This window comes from Streptomyces pristinaespiralis (assembly GCF_001278075.1).
GTDB classification, from domain to species: Bacteria; Actinomycetota; Actinomycetes; order Streptomycetales; family Streptomycetaceae; genus Streptomyces; species Streptomyces pristinaespiralis.
Genome location: NZ_CP011340.1, coordinates 1,961,122 through 1,982,844 on the forward strand (window position 1 = coordinate 1,961,122; position 21,723 = coordinate 1,982,844).

Consider the following 21,723-nt stretch of genomic DNA (forward strand, 5'->3'; position numbering starts at 1 on the left):
GTATTCGACTCCTTCGGGCGGCTGGTCATGGATTGTCCGGCCGCCCCGGCGGCCCCCGTCATCGTGCTGACGGGCCGTCGGTTCGTCAAGGCGACCTGCACGGATGCGAGACTTTGTCGGATTCACGACGGTGCTGGGAGAGGACGATGGACGAGACACGGGCACGCGAGGTGCTGACGGCAGCCGGTTTCCCGGCGGACGCGGCCTTGCTGGCGCTCGGCGAGAACGCCGTGTTCGCGGCGGACCGGACCGTGGTGAAGGTCGGCCGCGACGCCGAGACGCTGCCGCGGGCCGAGCGGGAACTCGCGGTCGCCGGCTGGCTGGAGAGTGCCGGGGTGCCGGCGGTACGGGCCGCCGAGCCGGTGGCGAGGCTGGTCGACGGCCACCCGGTGACGGTGTGGCACCGGCTGCCCGATGCCGTACGGCCGGCGGGGCCGGCCGACCTCGCGGAGCTGCTGCGCCTCTTCCACGCGCTCCCCTCCCCTTCCTTCGAGCTGCCGCGCCGGGAGCTGCTCGGCGGTGTCGAACGCTGGCTGCGGCTGGCGGGCGACGCGGTCGATCCGGCCGACGCCGCGTATCTCCGGGAGCGCCGTGACGGCTTCGAAGCCGCCGCGGCCGGTCTCGTCCCGCATCTCACGCCCGGCCCGATCCACGGCGACGCGCTCCCCCGCAACGTCCTTGTGGGCCCGGACGGCCCGGTCCTGGTGGACCTCGAAACCGTCTCGTCGGACCTGCGCGAACACGATCTGGTGGTCATGGCCCTGTCCCGCGACCGGTACGGGATGCCCGCCGAGGCGTACGACGCGTTCACCGGCGCCTACGGCTGGGACGTGCGGGAGTGGGAGGGCTGCGCCGTACTCCGCGGCGCCCGTGAGACGGCCAGCTGCGCCTGGGTCGCCCAGCACGCACCGGCCAACCCGAAGGCACTGGCCGAATTCCGCCGCCGGGTGACCTCCCTGCGCGACAACGACCCCGAGGTGCGCTGGTTCCCCTTCTAGCCGGCGACCGGCGCCGGCTCCCGCATCGGCCAGGAGGTGTCGACCACCGCGTCGGCGGTGCCCTTGCGGCGCAGGAAGCTCTGGAAGCCGACCGCCCACTCCGCGTACCAGTCCACCTGCCGCTCGTGCAGCTCCGCCACGGTGAGGGAGGCCACGGAGGCGTGCCGCTCGGCTATCGCGCAGGCCACCAGGACCGCGGCGCGGGCGTCGGCGTCGGCGTGGTGCGCGCTGCCGAGCAGCACGCCGTATTCGACGCAGACCGCTTCGAGGGTCCGCTTGCCCTTGCGGTAGCGGTCGACCGCCCGGTCGATCGTGTACGGATCGATGACGGGGCCGATCGGGCGGCCGTCCAGCCGCTCACCGAGCGAGGGCAGGCCGTGCCGCTGCAACTCCGCCGCCAGCAGCGTCAGATCGAAGGCGGCGTTGTACGCGACGACCGGAACGCCCTGCCGCCAGTGTGCGGTCAGCGTGTCCGCGATCTCCTCGGCCACCTCGCGCGCGGGCCGGCCCTCCGCGGACGCCCGCTCGTTGCTGATGCCGTGGATCGCGGACGCCTGCGCCGGAATGCTTATCCCCGGGTCGGCCATCCAGCCGTGGCTCCGCACCGGCTCGCCGGCCCGCAGCTCGACGACGGCCGCCGTGACGATGCGCGCGTCGAGCGGATCGGTCCCCGTCGTCTCCAGATCGAAGCCGACGAGCAGCTCGCGGTGCCAGGACATGGTGCCCCCTTCTCTGTGGTGCGTGGTGCTTCCCCCAGTTGACGACCACTCTCGCACGGGCCACTGACAGCCGGTTCGGGCCGGGGCACTCAGGACACAGGGCGCGAATCAACCCAGACCGACTCGAACTCCTCGCGATATGTCTGGAAGAGCCCGGTCTCGGCGTCCTGTCCGGCACGCACGACCGAACGCCCGCCGCCTCGCAGCACCAGCACCGGGGCCTCCATGCCGCGGGCCCGGCGGAGGTAGGACTGGACGACGGCGAGGCCGTCCGGCCCGTCGCCGTCGACGAGGTAGGCGGTGAAACGGGGGGTCTCGTCGAAGACCTGGATCTCGAAGGCGCCCGGGTCCCGCAGCCGGGACCGGACGCGCCGCATGTGGAGGATGTTCATCTCCACCGTGCGGCTCAGCTCGCCCTTCTTCAGGCCGAGTTCGCGCTCACGGCGCTTGACGGCGCTGCTCGCCGGGTTCAGGAACAGCAGCCGGACCCGGCAGCCCGACTCGGCCAGACGGACGAGCCTTCTGCCGGAGAAGTTCTGGACCAGCAGGTTCAGTCCTATGCCGATCGCGTCGAGGCGGCGCGCGCCGCCGAAGAGGTCCTCCGCGGGCAGCTGGCGCTGGAGCCTGACGCGGTCGGGGTGGACGGAGACGACGTCCGCGTACCGGTCGCCGACCAGGTCCTCGACCGCGTCGACGCGCAGCCGCTCCGCGGAGGGGACCCCGGCGCCGTTGCCGAGTATCTCCAGCAGCCGGGACGAGGCGCGCTCGGCCTGGGCGAGCACCGCCTCGTTGAGCGCGCGGTTGCGGGAGACGACGTTCCTGGCGACCTCGAGCTCGTCGAGCGCCAGCTCCACGTCGCGCCGGTCGTCGAAGTACGGCTCGAAGCAGGGCCAGTGCTGGACCATCAGCTCACGCAGCTGCGGCAGCGTGAGGAAGGACAGGACGTTGTCGTCCGCCGGGTCCAGCAGATAGCCCTTGCGGCGGGAGACCTCCCGGACCGCGACGGCCCGCTGCACCCATTCCTGGCCTGCCGGGCCGGCCGCGGCGACGACCCAGTCGTCGCCGTGCACCGGCTCGTAGATGGGGCGCAACACGGCGGCCACCACCGCCCGCAGCCGCTGTTCCACCAGATTCAGCCAGATGTAGGCGCGCCCGGCCCGCTGGGCACGTGTGCGTACCTCACTCCAGGCGTCCGCGCCCCAGTCCAGCTCCGCCCCGATCTCCATCGGCCGCGCGAGCGAGACCGCTCCTGGCGGGACCTCGGCGGAGTCTCCCCCCTCGTGACCCGTGTCACCGGGGGGTAGCTCCAGCCCTCCCGAGCTCACCCACGCACCACCTTCCCTGCCCCCTCGAACGATCAAGGAAGCCTACTCCGGCCGCGGGAGACGGTGCAGCCGGATCCGTCGGGAGATTCCCCAACTCACGTAACAATGCGCCTGGTTCCCTTCGGGGCGGGCTTCCCGGAGTGAGGGGATTCATAGCGTTGACGTTCACCGGCCCCTCACAGACGCCTGCCTATCCGGGCGGGGCGACCAGGTCCTCGGACCGGCCCGCGCGCCGCAGGGCCTCGGCGACGAAGCCGCCGGCCTTCAACTCCTCGACGACCTCACAGAGGTGGCGGACGGTCTCCGGCCGGCGGGTCCTGGTGGTGCCGACCGCCTGCCCGATCTCCATGAACCTGCCGTCGACCAGCCGGTATCCGGGGTGGGCGGAGACGAATTCGGTCATGGGCTGCCTGATGCCGGCGCCGGCCTCCAGGCCCTGCTCCCGGAACGTGTCGATCCCGTCCTTCCCTCGGACGACGCTCGCGTGCCGGAGGGTGCGGGAGAGGAAGAGGTCGTAGGCGGACCCCTCCTTCACCCCGATCCGCACGCCGGGCCGGTCGACATCGGCGGCCGTGCTGAGCTCCGAGTCGACGGGCACCGCAAACACACCTTCGATGATTACATACGGTGCCGTGAAGGCGACCTCGGCCTCACGGGCGGGGTCGACGGCCAGGAAGCAGAGATCGGCGTCTCCCGCGGCCATCGCCTCGTACGACTTCCGGGCCGCGTCGAAGCAGAGCATTTCCACGGGCACGCCGAGCCGGGCGCCGATCTCGCGCGCGATGTCGACGGTGACTCCGGCGGGCTCGGCGGGCGTCCCGCCGGCCAGTACCGGGTTCCCCAGATTGATGGAGGCGCGCAGCACGCCGGTCGGCGCGAGGTCCTGGACAACGGCAGCAGTCGCGGTCTTCATGGGCCGGAGTGTATTCCCGCCGCCCACCGGGCCCCGCGGGGCCCCCGATCGGCTCATCTCCGCACCGTTTTCGGTTTTTGTTCCGGCCGGTCACCCGGTAGGAGGGTACGAAGTCCTAGGAGCTTGCCCCAATTTGCGGGAGGATCTTGTCCGAGTAGCTCCCATTACCCGGATCAGAAATGGAAGAGTCGAATCTATGCAGGTCTGGCCGGGACAGGCGTATCCCCTCGGCGCGACGTACGACGGCGCCGGCACGAACTTCGCGGTGCACTCGGAGGCCGCACACCGGATCGAGCTGTGTCTGCTGCACGACGACGGTTCCGAGACGGCCGTCGAGCTGCGGGAGACCGATGCCTTTGTGCGGCACGCGTACCTTCCGGGCATCATGCCCGGCCAGCGCTACGGCTTCCGGGTCCACGGCCCGTACGAGCCCGCGCGCGGGCAGCGCTGCAACTCCGCGAAACTACTGCTCGATCCGTACGCGCGTGCGATCAGCGGTTCCATCGAGTGGAACGAGTCGGTCTACGGCTATCACTTCGGCCGGCCCGACTCGCGCAACGATCTCGACTCCGCTCCGCACACCATGACGTCGGTGGTCGTCAACCCGTACTTCGACTGGGGTGACGACCGGCTGCCGCGCACCGACTACCACCGGACGGTGATCTACGAGGCCCATGTGAAGGGCCTGACCATGCTCCACCCCGAGCTGCCGCCCGAGCTGAGGGGCACCTACGCCGGGCTGGCCCACCCGGCGGTCATCTCGCACCTGACGGAACTGGGCGTCACGGCACTGGAGTTGATGCCCGTCCACCAGTTCGTGAACGACCACCGGCTGGTCGACGCCGGGCTGAACAACTACTGGGGCTACAACACCATCGGCTTCTTCGCCCCCCACAACTCCTACGCCTCCTGGGGCGACCGGGGCGAGCAGGTCCTCGAGTTCAAGCAGGCCGTACGGGCCCTGCACCAGGCGGGCATCGAGGTCATCCTCGACGTGGTCTACAACCACACCGCGGAAGGCAACCACCTCGGCCCCACCCTCTCCTTCCGCGGGCTGGACAACGAGTCCTACTACCGCCTGATGGAGGACGACCGCCGCTACTACATGGACACCACGGGCACCGGGAACTCCCTGCTGATGCGCAGTCCCCATGTGCTCCAGCTGATCATGGACTCGCTGCGCTACTGGGTGACCGAGATGCACGTCGACGGGTTCCGCTTCGACCTCGCCGCGACACTCGCCCGCCAGTTCCACGAGGTCGACCGGCTCTCGTCGTTCTTCGACCTGGTGCAGCAGGACCCGGTGGTCAGCCAGGTGAAGCTCATCGCGGAGCCGTGGGACGTGGGCGAGGGCGGCTACCAGGTGGGGAACTTCCCCCCGCTGTGGACCGAGTGGAACGGCAAGTACCGCGACTGCGTGCGCGACCTGTGGCGCGGCGAGCCGCGCACGCTCGCCGAGTTCGCGTCACGGCTGACCGGCTCCTCGGACCTGTACCAGGACGACGGCCGGCGCCCGCTGGCCTCGATCAACTTCACCACCTGCCACGACGGCTTCACCCTGCACGACCTGGTCTCCTACAACGACAAGCACAACGAGGCCAACGGCGAGAACAACCGCGACGGCGAGAGCCACAACCGGTCGTGGAACTGCGGCGCGGAGGGTGAGACCGACGACGAGGGCGTGCTGGAGCTGCGCGAGCGCCAGATGCGCAACTTCATCGCGACGCTGATGCTGTCGCAGGGCGTGCCGATGCTGAGCCACGGCGACGAGTTCGGGCGCACCCAGGGCGGCAACAACAACGCCTACTGCCAGGACAACGAGATCGCCTGGGTCCACTGGCCCGACCCGGGCGAGGACGAGGAGGGATCGCTGCTGGCCTTCACCAAGACGATGGTGTGGCTGCGGCGGGACCACCCCGTCTTCCGGCGGCGGCGGTTCTTCCACGGCCGGCCGGTGGAGGGGACGCACGACGAGCTGACCGACATCGCCTGGTTCACCCCGCAGGGCGACGAGATGGTCGCCAGGGACTGGCAGGCCGCGCACGCCAAGGCGCTGTCCGTCTTCCTCAACGGCCACGCGATCTCCGAGCCGGGACCGCGGGGCGAGCGGATCTCCGACGACTCGTTCCTGCTGATGTTCAACGCGAGCGCGGAGGAGCTGGACTTCACGGTGCCCGTGAGCCACGGCGAGGAGTGGCAGGTGGTGGTCGACACGGCCAGCAAGGTGGGGGTCCCACCGGGCAACGGCCCGATGGTGTCGGCCGGCGACGAGCTGCGGCTTGTCGGCCGGAGCATGACGGTGCTGCGGCGGCCGGCGTAGGGCCACTACGGCGGCGGCCGGCGTAGGACCGCGTACGGCTGCGGCCGGCACAGGCACGGCGTTACGGCGGCGGCCGGGCACGGACACGTCCGTGCCGCCGCCGGCGCGCACCGCCCGCGGCGAGCACGTCGTACGGGCGCGGGCCACGCGGCACGTCCGCACGGGTCCGCGGTTCACCCGATCGGCGGACACCGTACCCGGGGCCGGGCGCAGGAACCCCTCCGGCCGGGTACGTATGTTCGCATGACGCCCACCGCCACGTACCGGCTCCAGCTCCAGCCCGGTTTCCCGTTCTCGGCCGCCGCCGCTGCCGTGCCGCACATAGCCGCGCTCGGCGTCTCCCATCTGCATCTGTCCCCGGTGCTGGAGGCGGTGCCCGGTTCGACGCACGGCTACGACGTGACCGACCACGGCCGGATCCGCGAGGAGCTGGGCGGTGAGGCGGGCCTGCGTGAGCTGTCCCGTACGGCACGGGAGCACGGCCTCGGGCTCGTCCTCGACATCGTCCCCAACCACATGGCCGCGGTGCCGCGCCACAACCGGGCGCTCTGGGAGGTGCTGCGCGAGGGTCCGAGGTCGCCGTTCGCGCGCTGGTTCGACATCGACTGGGAGGCCGGTGACGGGAAGATCCTGCTCCCGGTGCTCGCGGGGCGCATCGGCGACGAGATGGACAAGATGCACGTCGAGGGCGACGTCCTGCACTACGGCGAGCAGCGCTTCCCGCTGCGCGGGACGACCGGCCACCTGCCGCCGGCCGAACTGCTCGACGCCCAGTGGTACCGCCTCTGCTGGTGGCGGCTGGCACGCACCGAGCTCAACTACCGCCGGTTCTTCACCGTCTCCGAGCTGATAGGCGTCCGCGTCGAGGACCCCGAGGTGTTCGACGCGACGCACGCCAAGATCGTGGAGCTGGTGCGCGACGGTGTGGTCGACGGCCTGCGGGTCGACCACCCGGACGGGGTCGCGGACCCGGAGGGCTATCTGCGCCGGCTCGACGAGGCGACCGGCGGTGACTGCTGGATCGTGGTGGAGAAGATCCTCACCGGCGACGAACCGCTGCCGCCTCGCTGGGCCGTCGCCGGGACGACCGGGTACGACGCGCTGCGGCAGATCGACGGCCTGTTCACCGATCCCGCCGGCGCGGCCGAACTCGCCGCGGACCACCAGCAGTTCACCGAGGCGCCCGAGGAGCTCGGCGGCCGCTGGGAGGCGACGGAGCGGCACGCCGCCTACGAGGTCGTGGACCGCGAACTGGCCGCGGAGACGGCGGTACTGGTCCGCCTCGCGGAGCGGGTGTGCGCCGCCGGGCCCCGGCTGCGCGATCACGCACCCTGGGCGCTGCGGAAGGCCGTCCGTGAGCTGCTCGTCCGCGTTCCGGTCTACCGCCCGTACGGGTTCGGGGACGAGGCGGTGCTGACCGAGGAGGCCGCGGCCGGCGCGAAGGAGACCTTCACCGTGCCGGAGGAGGCGGCGGCCGTGGACGTCATCCGGGACCTGGCCCTCGGACGCCTCGGCACGGGGCCGGACCACGAGGCGTTCCGCACCCGCTTCGCGCAGACCTCGTCGGCGCTGCGGGCGAAGTCCGTGGAGGACAAGGCGTTCTACCGGTACGGGCCGCTGCTCAGCGCGAACGAGGTCGGCGGCGACCCCGGTGATCCGGCGGTCGCCCCGGAGGCCTTCCACGCGTACTGCGCGGGGCTGGCCCACGACCGGCCCGCGACCGGCACCGTACTGACCACCCACGACACCAAGCGCAGCGCGGACGTCCGGGCGCGCATCGCGGTGCTCTCCGAGTGCCCGGAGCGCTGGGCGGACTTCCTCGCGCAGATCACCGAGGAGGCGGACGGCCTGCCCGGCGGCAGCCCGCCGGACCCGCAGGTGGCGTGGACGGTCTGGCAGACGGCGGTCGGCCTCACCGTGCCCGACGCCGGCCGCCTGGAGACGGCGATGCTCAAGGCCGTGCGGGAGGCCGGGCTGCGGACCAGCTGGACGGAACCGGACGCCGCCTACGAGAAGGCGGTCTCGGCGTTCGTCGACGCGGGCCCGGCGGGGCAGGCGCAGCACACCGTCGCCCGGTTCGTCCACGAGCTGGCTCCCTACGCGCGGGCGAACGTGCTCGGAGCGACGCTGCTGCACCTGACGATGCCGGGGGTGCCGGACGTCTACCAGGGCTCCGAGCGCGAGTTCCTGGCGCTGGTCGACCCGGACAACCGCCGGCCGGTGGAGTTCGGCGGTCCGCCCCCCGACGGGCTCGACGCGGAGAAGGAGGCCCTCACCAAGGCGGCCCTGCGGCTGCGCCGGAACGCGCCGGAGGTGTTCGGCGCGTCCGCGACGTACGCACCGCTCACCGCCGAGGGGCCCGCGGCAGAGCACTGTGTGGCGTTCTGCCGCTCCGGCGAAGTGGTCACGGCGGTGACGCGGCTGTCCCTGCGGCTGGAGCGCGAGGGCGGCTGGCGGGACACGGAGCTGGCGCTGCCGGCGGGCCGGTGGGCGGACGCCCTGTTCCCCGACCGGGAGTTCACGGGCCGCGTCCGCGTGGCCGACCTGTTCACGCGCCGGCCGGTGGCGCTGCTGGTGCGGGGTGGCGGCGTGGGGTAGGGGTCCGCCGCGCGGGCTCGTCGCCCACCCGGCGCCCGCCCGTCACCAGGTCCACGAACGCGCCCGCCGCCCCGGTCGGTTCCACGCGCGAGAACACCGCCAGCGCCCGCCGCCACGGCGGATCCACGGGGAGGACGACGCAGTCCTCCCCCACCGCCCCGCGCACCACATGCAGCGGCGCCGTCGCGACGCCCACCCCGGCCGCCGCCATCCGTACCGCGGAGGACGTGTGCTGCGTCCACACCGCCGTACGGGGCCGGAAGCCGGCCTTTCCGCAGGCCCAGTCGAGGAACCGCAGACCTTCCACCTCCGGCTCCATCGCGCAGCGCACCCACACGTGGTCCGCCAGTTCCTCCAGGCGGACGAAGGCGCGGCCGGCGAGGCCGTCGTCGAAGGGGACGACGAGGACGATCTCCTCCTCGTCGAACGGGACGACCGGGCCCTGCCAGTGGCGCGGCGCCGGCCCCACCGCCAGGTCGGCGGTGCCGCGTTCGATCTGCTCCTCCAGGGCCTCGGTCGTGCCGTATTCGTGCAGGACGAGCGCCACGCCGGGGTGTTCGCGGCGCCAGCGGGCGAACAGGTCGGGGAGCACGCCCACGGCGACCGCGTGGAGCGCCGCGATGTGCAGCTCCCCGCCCTCCGCGCCGGCCGCCGCCCTGGCCGCGCGCCGCGCCTGGGCCGCGCTGCGGACGGCGAGTTCGGCATGGGGCAGGTAGGCCCGGCCCATCGGGGTCAGCCGTACCCCTCTCGGCAGCCGCTCCAGCAGCTCGCCGCCGACGGACCGCTCGAGCGCCTTGATCTGGTGCGACAGCGCCGGCTGTGTGACGTGCAGCAGTTCGGCGGCGCGGGTGAAGGAGGACTCCTCGACGACGGTGAGGAAGTACTCCATCTGCCGAAGGCTCACGCCGTCCTCCATGGCCGCTGCGACACGGGCGGTGCGCACAGCCGCCTCGATCTCCCATAGACGCTGTGCATCGACCTCACAAGAACATTGCCTTGGACGCATGGCAAGGGGGGAGCGGACAGTGGGAGCCATGACACAGACCCGTGAGACCGACGTGATCGTGATCGGCGGAGGGACCGGCGGCTATGCGACCGCGCTGCGGGCGGCGGCCCTCGGTCTGGAGGTCGTGCTCGCCGAGCGCGACAAGGTGGGCGGCACCTGTCTGCACCGCGGCTGCATCCCCAGCAAGGCGATGCTGCACGCCGCCGAACTGGTCGACGGGATCGCGGAGGCCAGGGAACGCTGGGGCGTCAGGGCGAGCGTCGATTCCGTCGACTGGAAGGCGCTGGTGGCGACGAGGGACGACATCGTGTCGCGCAACCACCGGGGCGTGGCCGGTCATCTGGCCCACGCCGGGGTCGAAGTGCTCTCGGGCGGGGCGCGGTTGACGGGCACGCGGAGCGTTTCGGTGGAGGGCCACGGGGAGGTGACCGCGCGCCGCGGCGTCGTGCTCGCCACCGGCTCCCGGCCGCGTACCCTGCCGGGTCTGTCGCCGGACGGGCGGCGGGTGGTCACCAGTGACGACGCCCTGTTCGCGCCGGGGCTGCCGCGGTCCGTGCTGGTGCTGGGCGGCGGGGCGATCGGGGTCGAGTACGCGTCCTTCCACCGCTCGATGGGCGCGGCGGTGGTGCTCGTCGAGGCGGCGGACCGGCTGGTCCCGCTCGAGGACGCCGATGTGTCCCGCCATCTGACCCGCGGTCTGAAGAAGCGCGGCGTCGATGTGCAGACGGGGGCCCGGCTGCTGGAGACGGCCGTGCTGGAGGACGGGGTACGGGCGACGGTGCGGACCGCGCGCGGTGGGACGCGCACGGTGGAGGCGGAGCGGCTGCTGGTCGCGGTGGGACGCGAGCCGGTGACGGACGGCCTCGGTCTGGCCGGCGCCGGTCTGAGAACGGACGCGCGGGGTCATGTCGCGCCGGCCGACCTCGCACGCCTGGAGACCGCTGTCCCCGGGATCCATGTGGTGGGTGACCTCCTGCCGCCGCCGTCGCTCGGTCTCGCCCACGCGTCGTTCGCGGAGGGCATGTTGGTGGCGGAGGCGCTCGCCGGGCTTCCCACGCGGCCCGTGGACTACGCGGCCGTCCCCCGGGTCACGTACTCCTCGCCGCAGACCGCGTCCGTGGGGCTGGGCGAGGCGGAGGCACGGGCCGCCGGCTACGAGGTGGACGTCAACATGATGCCGCTGACGGCGGTGGCCAAGGGCATGGTGCACGGGCAGGGCGGGATGGTGAAGATCGTCGCCGAGCGGGGCGGCCGGGTGCTCGGCGTCCATCTCGTAGGCCCGCACGTCTCCGAGATGATCGCCGAGAGTCAGCTGATCGTCGGCTGGGACGCGGAACCCTCCGACGTCGCCGGCCACATCCATCCGCATCCGACGCTGTCGGAGGCGGTCGGCGAGGCGTTCCTGACGCTCGCGGGCCGCGGACTGCACCAGCAATAGCGGCCCCTGCGGGCCCGCCGGGTCAGCGGGCGGTGAGGCGGTAGCTGACGCTGCCGAAGCCGACCATGTCCCCGTCGCCCACGACGATCGAGCCCGTCACCCGGCGGCCGTTGACCGTGGTGCCGTTCGTCGAGCCGAGGTCGCGCAGGATCCACACCGCGCCCTGGTGGCTCAGTTCGGCGTGCAGGCGTGACACGGTGTCGTGGCTGAGCCGCAGGCCGTTGGCGGGGTCGCGGCCGATCCGGAGCGGGTGGGGGCCGGGCTCGGGCAGGAGCAACGGCGGCAGCTTCTCCGCCTGCCAGGCCCTGCGCAGCCGGACGGAGAACGCGGAGACCTTGCCGACCGCGCTGTAGAGCCGGCGCGACCAGCGGCCCTTGTCGACCAGGTCGGCGGTGAGGGCGTCCAGTTCCTCGGTGCGGCGTGCGGCGAAGGCCAGTTCCATGCGGTGCACGAAGGTCTCGTGGGACAGCCTGCCCTGGGCCGCGCCCTCTCTGAGCACGTCGAGGACACGCTCACGCTCGGCATCGGAGAGCCGCGCGGGATACGTGTTGGACTCGAAGGAGGACGTCACGTTCCAGATTGTCGGCCCGAAGGCCCCGAGGTGTCCAGACGAGGTGGTGCGGGAGCCCGCCCTGACCTGCGCGGAAGCTTCAATTCCGGCACAACGGCGGCCCGGTCGGGCACCGGGCGCGCCCCGAAAGGCGCTGGACGGACCGCCGGCCGGGCCTCTAATGTGACCGGCACGCCACAGACGACGGAAGGAGGCGAGTGCCGTGTACATCACACCGTTTCCGCGCTCCCGCCCCGTCCGCCCGGCGTCCGCAGTCTGACCGGGAGCGCACAGGCATCTCTTCCGGAGGACATCCTCATGACCGACACGGTCATCCGCGCGCTCGGTGAGAGCGACGCACATCTCTTCGACACCCTGCCCGACCCGCTCGGTGTGGGCCGTGCCCTCGCCCGTGCGACGCACCGCCCCGACTGGAAGCGGGTCGCGCTGCGCGACGGCCAAGTGGTCGCCAGGGCCGCCTGGTGGGGTGGTCCCGACGACGAAACCCCCGTCAACGTCAACTGGTTCGACTTCGCGGAGGGCGAGGAGGAGGCGGGCGCCGAACTGCTGCGCACCTCCCCCTTCCAGGTCGAGTACGAACTGATCCTCCCCGCCGGCTGGCGTGACGACCCGGTCGCCCTCGCGGCCGGTGAAGCACGTATGACGGCGGCGAAGGCCGCCGGCATGGAGGTGCTGGTCGAGCGGTACCAGTACCGGTGGACGCCCGACTGCGGGCTGCCGGAGCGGCCCGGGCGGCTGGTGTTCCGTCCGGAGCCGGACGACGCGGTGTTCTTCGACGCGCTGCGCCGCATCCACTCCGTGACGCTGGACGCGCACGCGCTGCGGGCCGTCGCAGAGGGCGGCCTCGACCGGGCCGCGCAGGAGGAGCTGGACTTCTTCAACTGGTGTCCGTCACCGCGGGAATGGTGGCAGGTGGCCCACACGCCGGACGGTGACCTGGTGGGCATCCACATCCCCGCGCGCAACCCGTCGGGGCCGTGCGTCGGCTTCATCGGGGTGGTCCCGGAGCACCGTGGCCGCGGGTACGCGTACGACCTGCTGGTGGAGTGCACGCACTGGCTCGCGGAGCAGGGCGCCGAGTTCATCGCGGGCGCCACGGACCAGGGGAACTTCCCGATGGCCGCGAACTTCGCCAGGGCCGGCCATCCGGTCGTGCAGGAACGGGTGCATTTCGTGCCCTCGTCCCAGCACTGAGCATCCGCCTGAGGGGTGTCCGCCACGCGGGCACCCCTCGGGTGCCGGTCAGTCGTCCCGGCCGCGCTTCTGTGCGGCGATCATGTCCCGGTACCAGTGGTAGGACGCCTTCGGCGTGCGCCGCAGCGTCTCGTAGTCGATGTGGACGAGACCGAAGCGCCGGGACGCCCCCTCGACCCACTCGATGTTGTCGGTGAGCGACCAGGTGAAGTAGCCGCGGACATCGGCCCCTTCGCCCATGGCCCGGTGCAGGGAGCGCAGATGGGCGTCGAGGAAGGCGATGCGGCGCCCGTCGTCGAGGCCGTCGTACGAGCAGCCGTTCTCGGTGATGATCACGGGCGGCAGCCGGTCGCCGTAGCGTCCGCCGAGTGACACGAGCAGTTCCCGCAGTCCGTCGGGGACGACGGGCCAGCCGAAGTCGGTGTGTTCCTCGCAGTCGATGTCCCGCAGTCCGAAGGGGAGTCCGGCGGGCATGCCGACGCCCGCGAAGCCGCCCGGGGCGTCGTCGGCGGGTGCGCCGACGAGCATCGGGTGGTAGTAGTTCACCCCGTAGAAGTCGAGCGGCCGGGCGATGACGCCGAGATCGTCGGCGACCGGGCCCGGCATGAGTGCCGCGATGTTCTCGTCGGGGTAGGCGCCGGTGAGGAGCGGGTCGGCGAACAGCCGGTTGGTGAGCGTGTCGTACAGCTCGGCGGCGAACCGGTCCTCCTCGCTGTCCCCCGCGGCCCGCACCGGCGAGTGGGAGACGGCGACACCGACGCTCCGGGCTCCGGCGGCCCGCAGGGCCGACACGGCGAGACCGTGGGCGAGCAGTTGGTGGTGGGCGGCGGGCAGCGCGTCGAAGAGGAGCTGCTTGCCCGGGGCGTGCTCGCCGAGCGCGTAACCGAGGAGGGTGACCTCGGCCGGTTCGTTGAGCGTCATCCACAACGGGACCCGGTCGGCGAGCCGCTGCGCGACGGCGGAGGCGTAGTCGGCGAACCGCAGGGCCGTGTCCCGACGGAGCCAGCCGCCGGCCTCTTCGAGCGGGAGGGGGGTGTCCCAGTGGTAGAGGGTCGGCGCGGGGGTGATGCCGTGGGCGCAGAGTTCGTCCACGAGCCGGTCGTAGAAGTCGAGGCCCCGCGCGTTGACCGGGCCGCTGCCGGCGGGCACGACACGCGGCCAGCTCACCGAGAAGCGGAATGCGTCCGCCCCCAGTCCGGCGAGCAGGGCGACGTCCTCGCGGTAGCGCTCGTGGAAGCCGGTGCCGCGAGCGGCGTCGGAGCCGTCCTTGATACGGCCCTGCGCGGCGAAGGCGTCCCAGCCGGACGGTCCCTTGCCCTCGGCGTCGGCCGCGCCCTCGGTCTGGAAGGCGGAGGCCGATGCTCCCCACAGGAAGCCGGGCGGAAAAGCGGGCATCGGCTCGATCGGTTCCTGCGGCATCGACATGGTTCGTGACCTTAATGGCCCAAGGACACCGCTAGAAGACCTTGGTCTTGCCAGGATGTGGGGACGGAACATGGGTCGATGGGCATCGACGACGAGGGGACGCCAGTGCTGCTGTTCGAGGTGTGGGCGCCGAACGCCGAGGAGCGGGTCACTCTGTGGCTGGAGGGTGCCGAGCACCCGATGGAGCGCGCGCAGGGCCGGGACGGATGGTGGGTCGTGGAGGCGGCGGCCGAGGACGGCGCGCGGTACGGGTTCTGTCTGGACGGCGGACCCGTACGGCCGGACCCGCGCTCCCGCCGCCAGCCCGACGGTCCGGACGGCCCCAGCGCGGTCTTCGACCAGGACCGGTACGCCTGGCGGCACAACTGGCCGGGGCGCGGTCTCGAGGGCGCGGTCCTGTACGAGCTGCACATCGGCACGTACACCACGCAGGGGACGCTCGACGCCGCCGCGGACCGGCTGGGCGAGCTGGCGGAGCTGGGCATCACCCATGTGGAACTGATGCCGCTGTGCTCCTTCCCCGGTGTGCACGGCTGGGGTTACGACGGAGTGTCCCCCTGGGCGGTCCACGAGCCCTACGGCGGGCCAACGGCGCTCAAGCGCTTCGTCGACGCCGCGCACGGGCACGGTCTCGGCGTGGTGCTCGACGTCGTGCACAACCACCTCGGCCCGTCCGGCAACCATCTGCCCGCCTTCGGGCCGTACTTCACCGACACCCACCACACTCCGTGGGGTTCCGCGGTCAATCTGGACGCGCCCGGCTCGGACGAGGTGCGCGCCTATCTGCTGGGCAGCGCGCTGGCCTGGCTGCGCGACTACCGGCTGGACGGGCTGCGGCTGGACGCGGTGCACGCGCTGGCCGACGACCGGGCTTGGACGTTCCTCGAGGAGTTGTCGGCCGCCGTCGACGGGCTCTCCGGGGACCTCGGCCGCCCGCTGTTCCTGATCGCCGAGTCGGACCGGTGCGACCCGCGGACGACGACGCCCCGCGCGCAGGGCGGCATCGGACTGCACGCCCAGTGGAACGACGACTTCCACCACGCCCTGCACACCGCGCTGACGGGCGAGTCGCAGGGCTACTACGCGGACTTCGCCCGTGCGCCGATGGCCGCGCTGGCGAAGACGCTGACCCGCGGCTTCTTCCACGACGGCACGTACTCGGACTTCCGCGGCCGCACCCACGGCAGGCCGGTCGACGTGGTCAACACGCCCGCGCACCGCTTCCTCGGTTACGCGCAGACGCACGACCAGATCGGCAACAGGGCGCTCGGCGACCGTCTTTCCGCCGGCCTCTCCCCCGGGCTGCTGGCCTGCGCGGCGGTACTGGTGCTCACGGGCCCGTACACGCCCATGCTCTTCATGGGCGAGGAGTGGGGCGCCTCGACGCCCTGGCAGTACTTCACGGACCACACCGACCCCGAGCTCGCGGAGGCCGTACGGGCGGGCAGGCGCAGGGAGTTCGCGGCGCACGGCTGGTCGGCGGAGCAGGTGCCCGACCCGCAGGACCCGGCCACCCGGGAGCGTTCCTGCCTGGACCGGTCGGAGCGGGAGCGGGAGCCGCACGCCCGGCTGCTGGCGTGGTACCGCGAGCTGATCGCGATGCGCCGCGCGCTGCCGGACCTGTCGGACCCGGACCTCGCGGCGGTGAAGGTCGCCTTCGACGAGCAGGCCCGCTGGCTGGCGTTCCGGCGGGGTGATCTGCGGGTGGCGGTCAACCTGGCCAAGGAGACGGCCGCGATCCCGCTGGGCGGCGGCGGCCGGATCGCGGCGGCGTGGGGCGACGTCGTCCCTCCGGACGAGGACGGGGTACTGCACCTGCCGGCACAGAGCTGCGCGGTACTGGCCGACTCCTGAGAGCCGTCGCTCCGGCGGCGGCCGGCGGCGGCCGGATCGCGGCGGCGTGGGGCGACGTCGTCCCTCCGGACCGGGACGGGGTGCTGCACCTGCCGGCACAGAGCTGCGCGGTACTGGCCGACTCCTGAGAGCCGTCGCTCCGCCCGGGCTCCGGCGGCGGCCGGCGGCGGATCCGCAGGGCGGCGGCAGCGGTGCCGTCAGCGGCGTCCGGAGCCGTAGGAGTCGCGGCACAGGGCGGTGACGTCGGAGTTCGTCACACCGTCGGAGGCCTCGCACAGGCCGCGCATGTCGTAGCTCGTGCGGGGCCGTGGCGGCCGGGGACGGGACGCGGGCCGCTGGGTCCGGCGCTCGGGTGGGGCGGCGCGGCGCTCGGGCCGGGCGGGGACGGCGCGCGCGGGGCCCGTGCCGGGGCGCCGCTTCCGCGCCTGCCCGCCGGGCTCCACCGCCGGCTTCCCGCCCTGCCCCTGAGCCTTGGCACCGCCCCGCTCCGCGGCCCGGTCCTCCGCCCTGTCCTGCGGACCGGTGGAGGCCAGCGCCTCGCGCGCCGAGGGCTGGACGACGCGGTCCGGCGTCGCGACGGGCGACGGTGACCGGTCGCCGGCCGGGGCCGGGCTCGGCGCCGTCGCCGGCCGAGGGGCCGTCGGAACGGCCACACAGCCGGTCACACCGAGCAGGACAAGAGCGGCCAAGGCCGGGATCCGGGGAGTGCGCATCCGCCAACTCTGCCGGACGGCACGCCTGTGACCTGCGCAGGCGCCCGTGGAATCACCGACATGAGTGACCCTGTTCAGTTCTCGTCGCCGAGGTGCCCTTTCTCCTTGGCGACGAGCCGTTCGAGCAGTTCCTGGAACTCCTCGCCGATCATGATCTGCAGGCCCTCGCCGTCCTCGTCGCGGTCGCTCAGCTGGGTGAGCGTGCCGCCGTGCCACCAGTAGACGTACGGACTGATGGCGCCGGGCGTGTCCTCGTATCCGGTGGCGGCGAAGGCGGCCATCGCGTTGAGGGCGGGGAGCATGCCGGTGTCGTGGATGGCGTGGAAGGCGAGCTGGTGCCGGAAGGGCATGGCCACCAGGGCGCCGTCGGCGGTCAGCTCCTCGCCGGTGACCTGCCGCACCAGCGTCTCCAGCGCGAGGACCCGGCTCGCCGTGTAGAAGGAGTCGCCGAGCACGACCTCGAAGCGCATGCCCTCGGAGTCCTTGACGGTCTCGTGCGCCTCGACGGGCAGTCCGCGGAGGTTGTACAGCGCCTGGTCGCGCAGATAGGGCAGGTCGCCGAGGGGTTCGAGTGCCTCGTCGGTGAGCATCATGACGCTCTCGGGGAGGTCGAGCGCGAGGATCTCGTACAGGCCGGGGGCGACGGTGCGGGCGTAGGCGAAGTTCCGTGGGTCGAGCCCTTCCGCGCCGACGACGCGGGGGTAGAGCTGGGCGCGGATCTGTTCGGCGGGCAGGGTCTCCAGCGCGGACGGCGCGTCCATGGTGCGCAGCACCATGCCGACATGCTGATGGATCAGCTCGGGCCACACCCGGGGTCCGCGTTCGTCGTTGTGGCACACGGCGGCGAGGTTGCCGAGACCGAACTGTCTGCCGGCGCTGTCGGAGACCATGTCGGTGTAGACCGTCACCTCGAGGCCCTGTTCGGCGAACGCCTCGCGGACCTGGGCGCGGAACCTCGCCCCCTCGTCGGCGGAGAAGAAGGAGAACTCGGGGTCCCGGGGCGCATCGCGTCCGTCACGCTTCGGCCCTCGCCGGAACAACCCCACGTCAACGCCCTCCGCTCGCCTGTCACTGATTCGAGCGTACCGACCCCGGGTGAACTGCGGGGCTCCGCCTTTCGATCAGTTCATCGGCCGGTCCGTGGACGGGCGGTCCATCGGCACCACGAGATCGGCCCGGTCCCGGCCGCGGCCGATCAGCCGTGCGTTCGGTTCGTCGGAGTCGTGGACCCAGCGCTCCGCGTGCGGGCGCTCCTTCCCGAAGCGCACATGCCGGTCCACCAGCCGGCGCAGCCGCTCCTCCTGGTCGAGCTCGAGGAACCACACCTCGTCGAGAAGCGGGCGGACCCGTCCCCAGATCCCTTCGTCGTGCAGCAGGTAGTTGCCTTCGGTGACGACGAGCGGCACGGCGGGGCCCACGGGGATGCTCCCTGACACCGGCTCCTCGAGGGACCGGTCGAAGGCCGGGGCGTAGACGACGGTGTCCGGGTCGGGGTCGCGCAGCCTGCCGAGCAGTGCGGCGTACCCGGCGGCGTCGAAGGTGTCGGGGGCGCCCTTGCGGTGCTCACGGCCGAGGCGCCGCAGTTCCCGCTGGGCGAGGTGGAAGCCGTCCATGGGGACGAGGACCGCGAGGCCGTCGAGCGCTTCGACGATCCGGCCGGCGAGGGTGGACTTCCCGGCGCCGGGTGCCCCGGCGATCCCGAGCAGGCGCCGGTGTCCCGGTACGGCGAGGGACCGGGCGCGCTCGACGAGGTGGTGAGGCAGGGCGGGCATGCCGCCCATTGTCGCTGGTCATACGTATAACCTGTGGTGCATGCAGAACATCGCCCTGATCACGCTCGTCGTCCGCGACTACGACGAGGCCATCGCCTTCTACACCGACGCGCTGGGTTTCCACCTGGTCGAGGACACCGACCGGGGGGACGGAAGCCGCTGGGTGGTCGTCCGCCCGGCGGGTTCCGGGACCGGCACCGGCCTGCTGCTGGCCCGCGCCGGCAGCGACGATCAGCGCGCGAGCGTCGGCGCGCAGACCGGCGGCCGGGTGGGCTTCTTCCTGCACACGGACGACTTCGCGCGTGACCACGCCCGTATGACGGCGGCGGGGGTGCGCTTCCTCGAGGAACCGCGGCACGAGGCGTACGGCTCGGTTGCCGTCTTCGAGGACCTCTACGGCAACAAGTGGGACCTGCTCGAGCCGAGGTGACGCCCGTCCGTCCCGGCCGGCGCCGCCCGTGACCGGCCGGGCCCCGGCCCCGGTACGCCGCTACAGCGGCAGCGCGCACACCGCGACCGGCGATCCGAACGCCGGTCCGGCCGAACGCAGTTCGCCCGTGCGCCGGTCGACATGAAAGACCGTCACCGTGCTCGAGCGCTGGTTCGCCGCGAACAGCAGCCCGCCCGACGGCGAGAGGGCGATGTGCCGGGGGAAGTCGCCCCCGACCGGGACGGTGTCGAGCAGACGCAGGCGCGACCCGCCCGCCTCCACGGCGTACCGCGTCAGGCTGTTGTGCCCCCGGTTGGCGAGGTACGCGTACCCGCCGTCGCCGGTCACCACGAGCTGGGCCGGGTAACTGGTGCCGGATCCGGTGCCGGTGGGCTGCGGCGCGCCCGGCCGGAGCCTGCCGGTCCGCGGGTCGTAGGCGCAGACCACGACGGTGTTGTCGAGTTCGTTCGCCACGTAGGCGTACCGGCCCGAGGGGTGGAAGGTGAGGTGCCGTGGGCCCGCGCCCGGCTTCAGCGTCGTCCGGGACACCTCCGCGAGCGTGCCCGCCCGGGTGTCGAGGCGGTAGGTGTACACGGTGTCGTTGCCCAGGTCGACGGCGAGCACGTGTCCGCCGTCGGGGCTGGTGACGATCTGGTGTGCGTGCGGGCCCGACCGACCAGGTCCGGGCGGCGGCTCGGAGTGGGTGACCAGGTCCGTACGCTCACCCGGCGCGCCGGAGGCGGCGAGAGGGTGGACGGCGACGCTGCCGGAGCCGTAGTTGGCGCTGAGCAGCCACCGTCCGGACGGGTGCACGGACAGATGGCAGGGCGCGGGCCCGCCGGTGGGCCGGCTGCCGATCACCTGGTGGGCGCCGCCCGCGTCGAGCCGCACGGCGGTCACGGCACCGGCGTCGCGTTCGTCCACCGCGTACAGGGTGCGGCCGGAGGGGTGGACGGCGAGGTACGAGGGGTCGCCGACGCCTTCGACGACGCCGGTGCCGGTGATCCTGCCGCTCGTCCCGTCGTACGTGGCCGTCGCGATCCCCGGGCCGCCCCCCTCTGCGGAGGTGTACGTGCCGATGAACAGAGGACGCGCCGTGCGGGGCCGGGCCGTCGACGTGGTGGCCACCCGCGATCTGGCCCGCGGCGCGGACTCCCCGGCCCGCGAGCACGCCGACAGCGCGCCGCCGGCCGCCAGCGCGCCCAGGCCCCCGAGGAAGCGGCGCCGCCCCACGTGCGCGGCGCCGCCCTTAACGACGTCCCTGCCCGTACCGGATTCACTGCCCGTGCCGGTGCTGATGCCCATGGCAGGCAGGGTAGGGCCTCGGCCGGTTCAGCGGCGCTGTGCGGACCGTGATCCTGCCTTCGCCCGCTCCTTCTCCTCGTACTCCTCGTCCTCGTCGCCTTCCCGGTCCTCGCGCTCGTCGTAGTCCTCGTCCTCGTAATCGGCGTCGTCCTCGTACCGCCGGGGGCCGGCCTCCTCGTCGTCGTACTCCTCGTCCTCTTCCGCTTCCTCGTCCCGGCCCTCGGCCTCGTCCCGCTCCTCGGCCTCGTCCCGGTCCTCGGCTTCGTCCTCGTAGTCGTAGTCACGGTCGCTGTCGTCGCGTTCCTTGTCCTCTTCGCCCTCGTGCTCCTCGCGCTCGGCCTCTTCGCGCTCCAGCGCGTCTTCGTGGCTGACGACGACCTCACCGTCACGCACCTCGCCGCGCCAGCCCTCGACCTCTTCGTCCGTGAGGGTCACATGGCGCTGGAAGTGCTTGAAGTCGAGCCGCAGACGCCGCCCTTGGGCCCGCCACAGATTGCCCGTCTTCTCGAAGAACCCCGAGGGGTAGTACTCCACGACGAGCACGATGCGGGTCAGGGAAGGGGCCAGCTCGTGGAAGCTCACGCATCCGCGCGTGCTGCCCTTGGCGCCCTCCGACGTCCACACGATCCGGTCGTCCGGTACCTGCTCCTGGACCGTCGCCGACCAGCCGCGGGTGGACGGGCCCACCTTGACCTTCCAGTCGGAGCTGACCTCGTCCTTCTGGGAGACGCTGCGCACACCCTTGGTGAAACCACTGAACGCCTCGTACTTGGTCCAGTGGTCGTACGCCGTGCGGATGGGCACGCCCACATCGAGGCTCTCGACGATGTTCATGACCTTGGTGTCGCCGGACTTGCGCCCGCCCTTGCCGCCTCCGAGCTTTTCCTTCACGTTGCCCACGATGTTGTCCTTGGTGCTCTTGAGCTTGGCGCCGATCAGGGCCTTCATCATTCCGCCGCCGGAGAGCCCCCCTCCGTTCTCGGCGACGTCGAGAAGCTTGTCCGAGAGGTCTGTCACCTTGTCACCGGCTGCGTCGGCCAGCCGTCCCGTGCGGGCGCCGATGTAACCGGTGAGCGCCTCGCGCAGCTGGTCCCGGCCGGAACCGCTCTGACTCGTGGGTCGCTGATCCGTGGTGGTCATGG

Annotated in this window: 18 protein-coding genes; 7 read left to right on the top strand and 11 right to left on the bottom strand. The window is 72.4% G+C overall.

Annotated elements, in window-relative coordinates; all coding sequences use genetic code 11:
- The first annotated feature begins 146 nt into the window (after positions 1–146).
- The gene (locus SPRI_RS08205) at positions 147–998 is read left to right on the top strand and encodes a phosphotransferase enzyme family protein (RefSeq protein WP_005310304.1); all 852 of its coding nucleotides are present in this window, start codon (positions 147–149) and stop codon (positions 996–998) included.
- Here the strand turns inward: SPRI_RS08205 and SPRI_RS08210 are convergent.
- The 3 genes from SPRI_RS08210 to SPRI_RS08220 all read right to left on the bottom strand — a co-directional run bounded on the left by SPRI_RS08210 (position 995) and on the right by SPRI_RS08220 (position 3,955).
- Complete coding sequence (locus tag SPRI_RS08210; RefSeq protein ID WP_037773442.1) at positions 995–1,717, bottom strand: 3'-5' exonuclease; 723 nt, start codon at positions 1,715–1,717, stop codon at positions 995–997. The two genes, SPRI_RS08205 and SPRI_RS08210, sit on opposite strands and share 4 nt — an antisense overlap.
- 89 nt (positions 1,718–1,806) lie before the next feature.
- Positions 1,807–3,042, bottom strand: coding sequence for an SAV2148 family HEPN domain-containing protein (locus SPRI_RS08215; RefSeq protein WP_005310307.1), 1,236 nt, complete (start codon positions 3,040–3,042; stop codon positions 1,807–1,809).
- A gap of 190 nt (positions 3,043–3,232) precedes the next feature.
- The gene (locus SPRI_RS08220) at positions 3,233–3,955 is read right to left on the bottom strand and encodes a transporter substrate-binding domain-containing protein (RefSeq protein ID WP_037773443.1); all 723 of its coding nucleotides are present in this window, start codon (positions 3,953–3,955) and stop codon (positions 3,233–3,235) included.
- 196 nt (positions 3,956–4,151) lie between these two features.
- Between SPRI_RS08220 and glgX the strand changes: the two genes are divergently transcribed.
- Both glgX and treY read left to right on the top strand, forming a co-directional pair.
- Positions 4,152–6,275: a glycogen debranching protein GlgX gene (gene glgX, locus SPRI_RS08225; protein ID WP_005310312.1), complete on the top strand. Its 2,124-nt coding sequence runs from the start codon at positions 4,152–4,154 to the stop codon at positions 6,273–6,275.
- 243 nt (positions 6,276–6,518) lie between these two features.
- The gene (treY, locus tag SPRI_RS08230) at positions 6,519–8,873 is read left to right on the top strand and encodes a malto-oligosyltrehalose synthase (protein WP_005310314.1); all 2,355 of its coding nucleotides are present in this window, start codon (positions 6,519–6,521) and stop codon (positions 8,871–8,873) included.
- Here treY and SPRI_RS08235 read toward each other — a convergent pair.
- Entirely contained in the window at positions 8,824–9,777 is a 954-nt protein-coding gene (locus SPRI_RS08235; protein WP_053557708.1) for a LysR family transcriptional regulator, read from the bottom strand. The genes treY and SPRI_RS08235 overlap by 50 nt on opposite strands.
- Before the next feature lie 130 nt (positions 9,778–9,907).
- On the opposite strand from SPRI_RS08235, the gene lpdA reads away from it, so the two are divergent.
- Positions 9,908–11,317, top strand: coding sequence for a dihydrolipoyl dehydrogenase (lpdA, locus tag SPRI_RS08240; protein WP_005310319.1), 1,410 nt, complete (start codon positions 9,908–9,910; stop codon positions 11,315–11,317).
- Between the two features lie 22 nt (positions 11,318–11,339).
- On the opposite strand, the gene SPRI_RS08245 is transcribed toward lpdA, so the two are convergent.
- On the bottom strand, positions 11,340–11,888 hold the full coding sequence (locus SPRI_RS08245) for a DUF1707 and FHA domain-containing protein (RefSeq protein ID WP_005310321.1): 549 nt from the start codon (positions 11,886–11,888) through the stop codon (positions 11,340–11,342).
- A 297-nt stretch (positions 11,889–12,185) separates the two neighbouring features.
- Here SPRI_RS08245 and SPRI_RS08250 point away from each other — a divergent pair, with 297 nt between their 5' ends.
- Entirely contained in the window at positions 12,186–13,082 is an 897-nt protein-coding gene (locus SPRI_RS08250) for a GNAT family N-acetyltransferase (protein ID WP_005310323.1), read from the top strand.
- A gap of 48 nt (positions 13,083–13,130) precedes the next feature.
- Here the strand turns inward: SPRI_RS08250 and SPRI_RS08255 are convergent, their stop codons facing one another.
- Complete coding sequence (locus tag SPRI_RS08255; protein WP_005310326.1) at positions 13,131–14,501, bottom strand: GH1 family beta-glucosidase; 1,371 nt, start codon at positions 14,499–14,501, stop codon at positions 13,131–13,133.
- A gap of 114 nt (positions 14,502–14,615) precedes the next feature.
- Here SPRI_RS08255 and treZ point away from each other — a divergent pair, with 114 nt between their 5' ends.
- Positions 14,616–16,361, top strand: a complete 1,746-nt coding sequence (gene treZ / locus SPRI_RS08260) for a malto-oligosyltrehalose trehalohydrolase (protein ID WP_037776136.1) — start codon at positions 14,616–14,618, stop codon at positions 16,359–16,361.
- A gap of 197 nt (positions 16,362–16,558) precedes the next feature.
- On the opposite strand, the gene SPRI_RS08265 is transcribed toward treZ, so the two are convergent.
- The 3 genes from SPRI_RS08265 to SPRI_RS08275 all read right to left on the bottom strand — a co-directional run bounded on the left by SPRI_RS08265 (position 16,559) and on the right by SPRI_RS08275 (position 18,855).
- Positions 16,559–17,074, bottom strand: coding sequence for a hypothetical protein (locus tag SPRI_RS08265; RefSeq protein ID WP_159039473.1), 516 nt, complete (start codon positions 17,072–17,074; stop codon positions 16,559–16,561).
- Between the two features lie 74 nt (positions 17,075–17,148).
- Positions 17,149–18,120, bottom strand: a complete 972-nt coding sequence (locus SPRI_RS08270) for a DUF1444 domain-containing protein (protein ID WP_037773447.1) — start codon at positions 18,118–18,120, stop codon at positions 17,149–17,151.
- A gap of 75 nt (positions 18,121–18,195) precedes the next feature.
- A complete protein-coding gene (locus tag SPRI_RS08275; protein ID WP_005310332.1) occupies positions 18,196–18,855 on the bottom strand; it encodes a nucleoside/nucleotide kinase family protein in 660 nt (219 codons plus the stop codon).
- Between the two features lie 31 nt (positions 18,856–18,886).
- Between SPRI_RS08275 and SPRI_RS08280 the strand changes: the two genes are divergently transcribed.
- On the top strand, positions 18,887–19,276 hold the full coding sequence (locus SPRI_RS08280; protein ID WP_037773449.1) for a VOC family protein: 390 nt from the start codon (positions 18,887–18,889) through the stop codon (positions 19,274–19,276).
- 60 nt (positions 19,277–19,336) lie between these two features.
- On the opposite strand, the gene SPRI_RS08285 is transcribed toward SPRI_RS08280, so the two are convergent.
- Together SPRI_RS08285 and SPRI_RS08290 are read right to left on the bottom strand one after the other, a co-directional pair.
- A complete protein-coding gene (locus tag SPRI_RS08285; RefSeq protein ID WP_053556822.1) occupies positions 19,337–20,581 on the bottom strand; it encodes a lactonase family protein in 1,245 nt (414 codons plus the stop codon).
- A 27-nt stretch (positions 20,582–20,608) separates the two neighbouring features.
- Positions 20,609–21,721: an SRPBCC family protein gene (locus SPRI_RS08290; RefSeq protein ID WP_005310338.1), complete on the bottom strand. Its 1,113-nt coding sequence runs from the start codon at positions 21,719–21,721 to the stop codon at positions 20,609–20,611.
- Positions 21,722–21,723 lie beyond the last annotated feature (2 nt).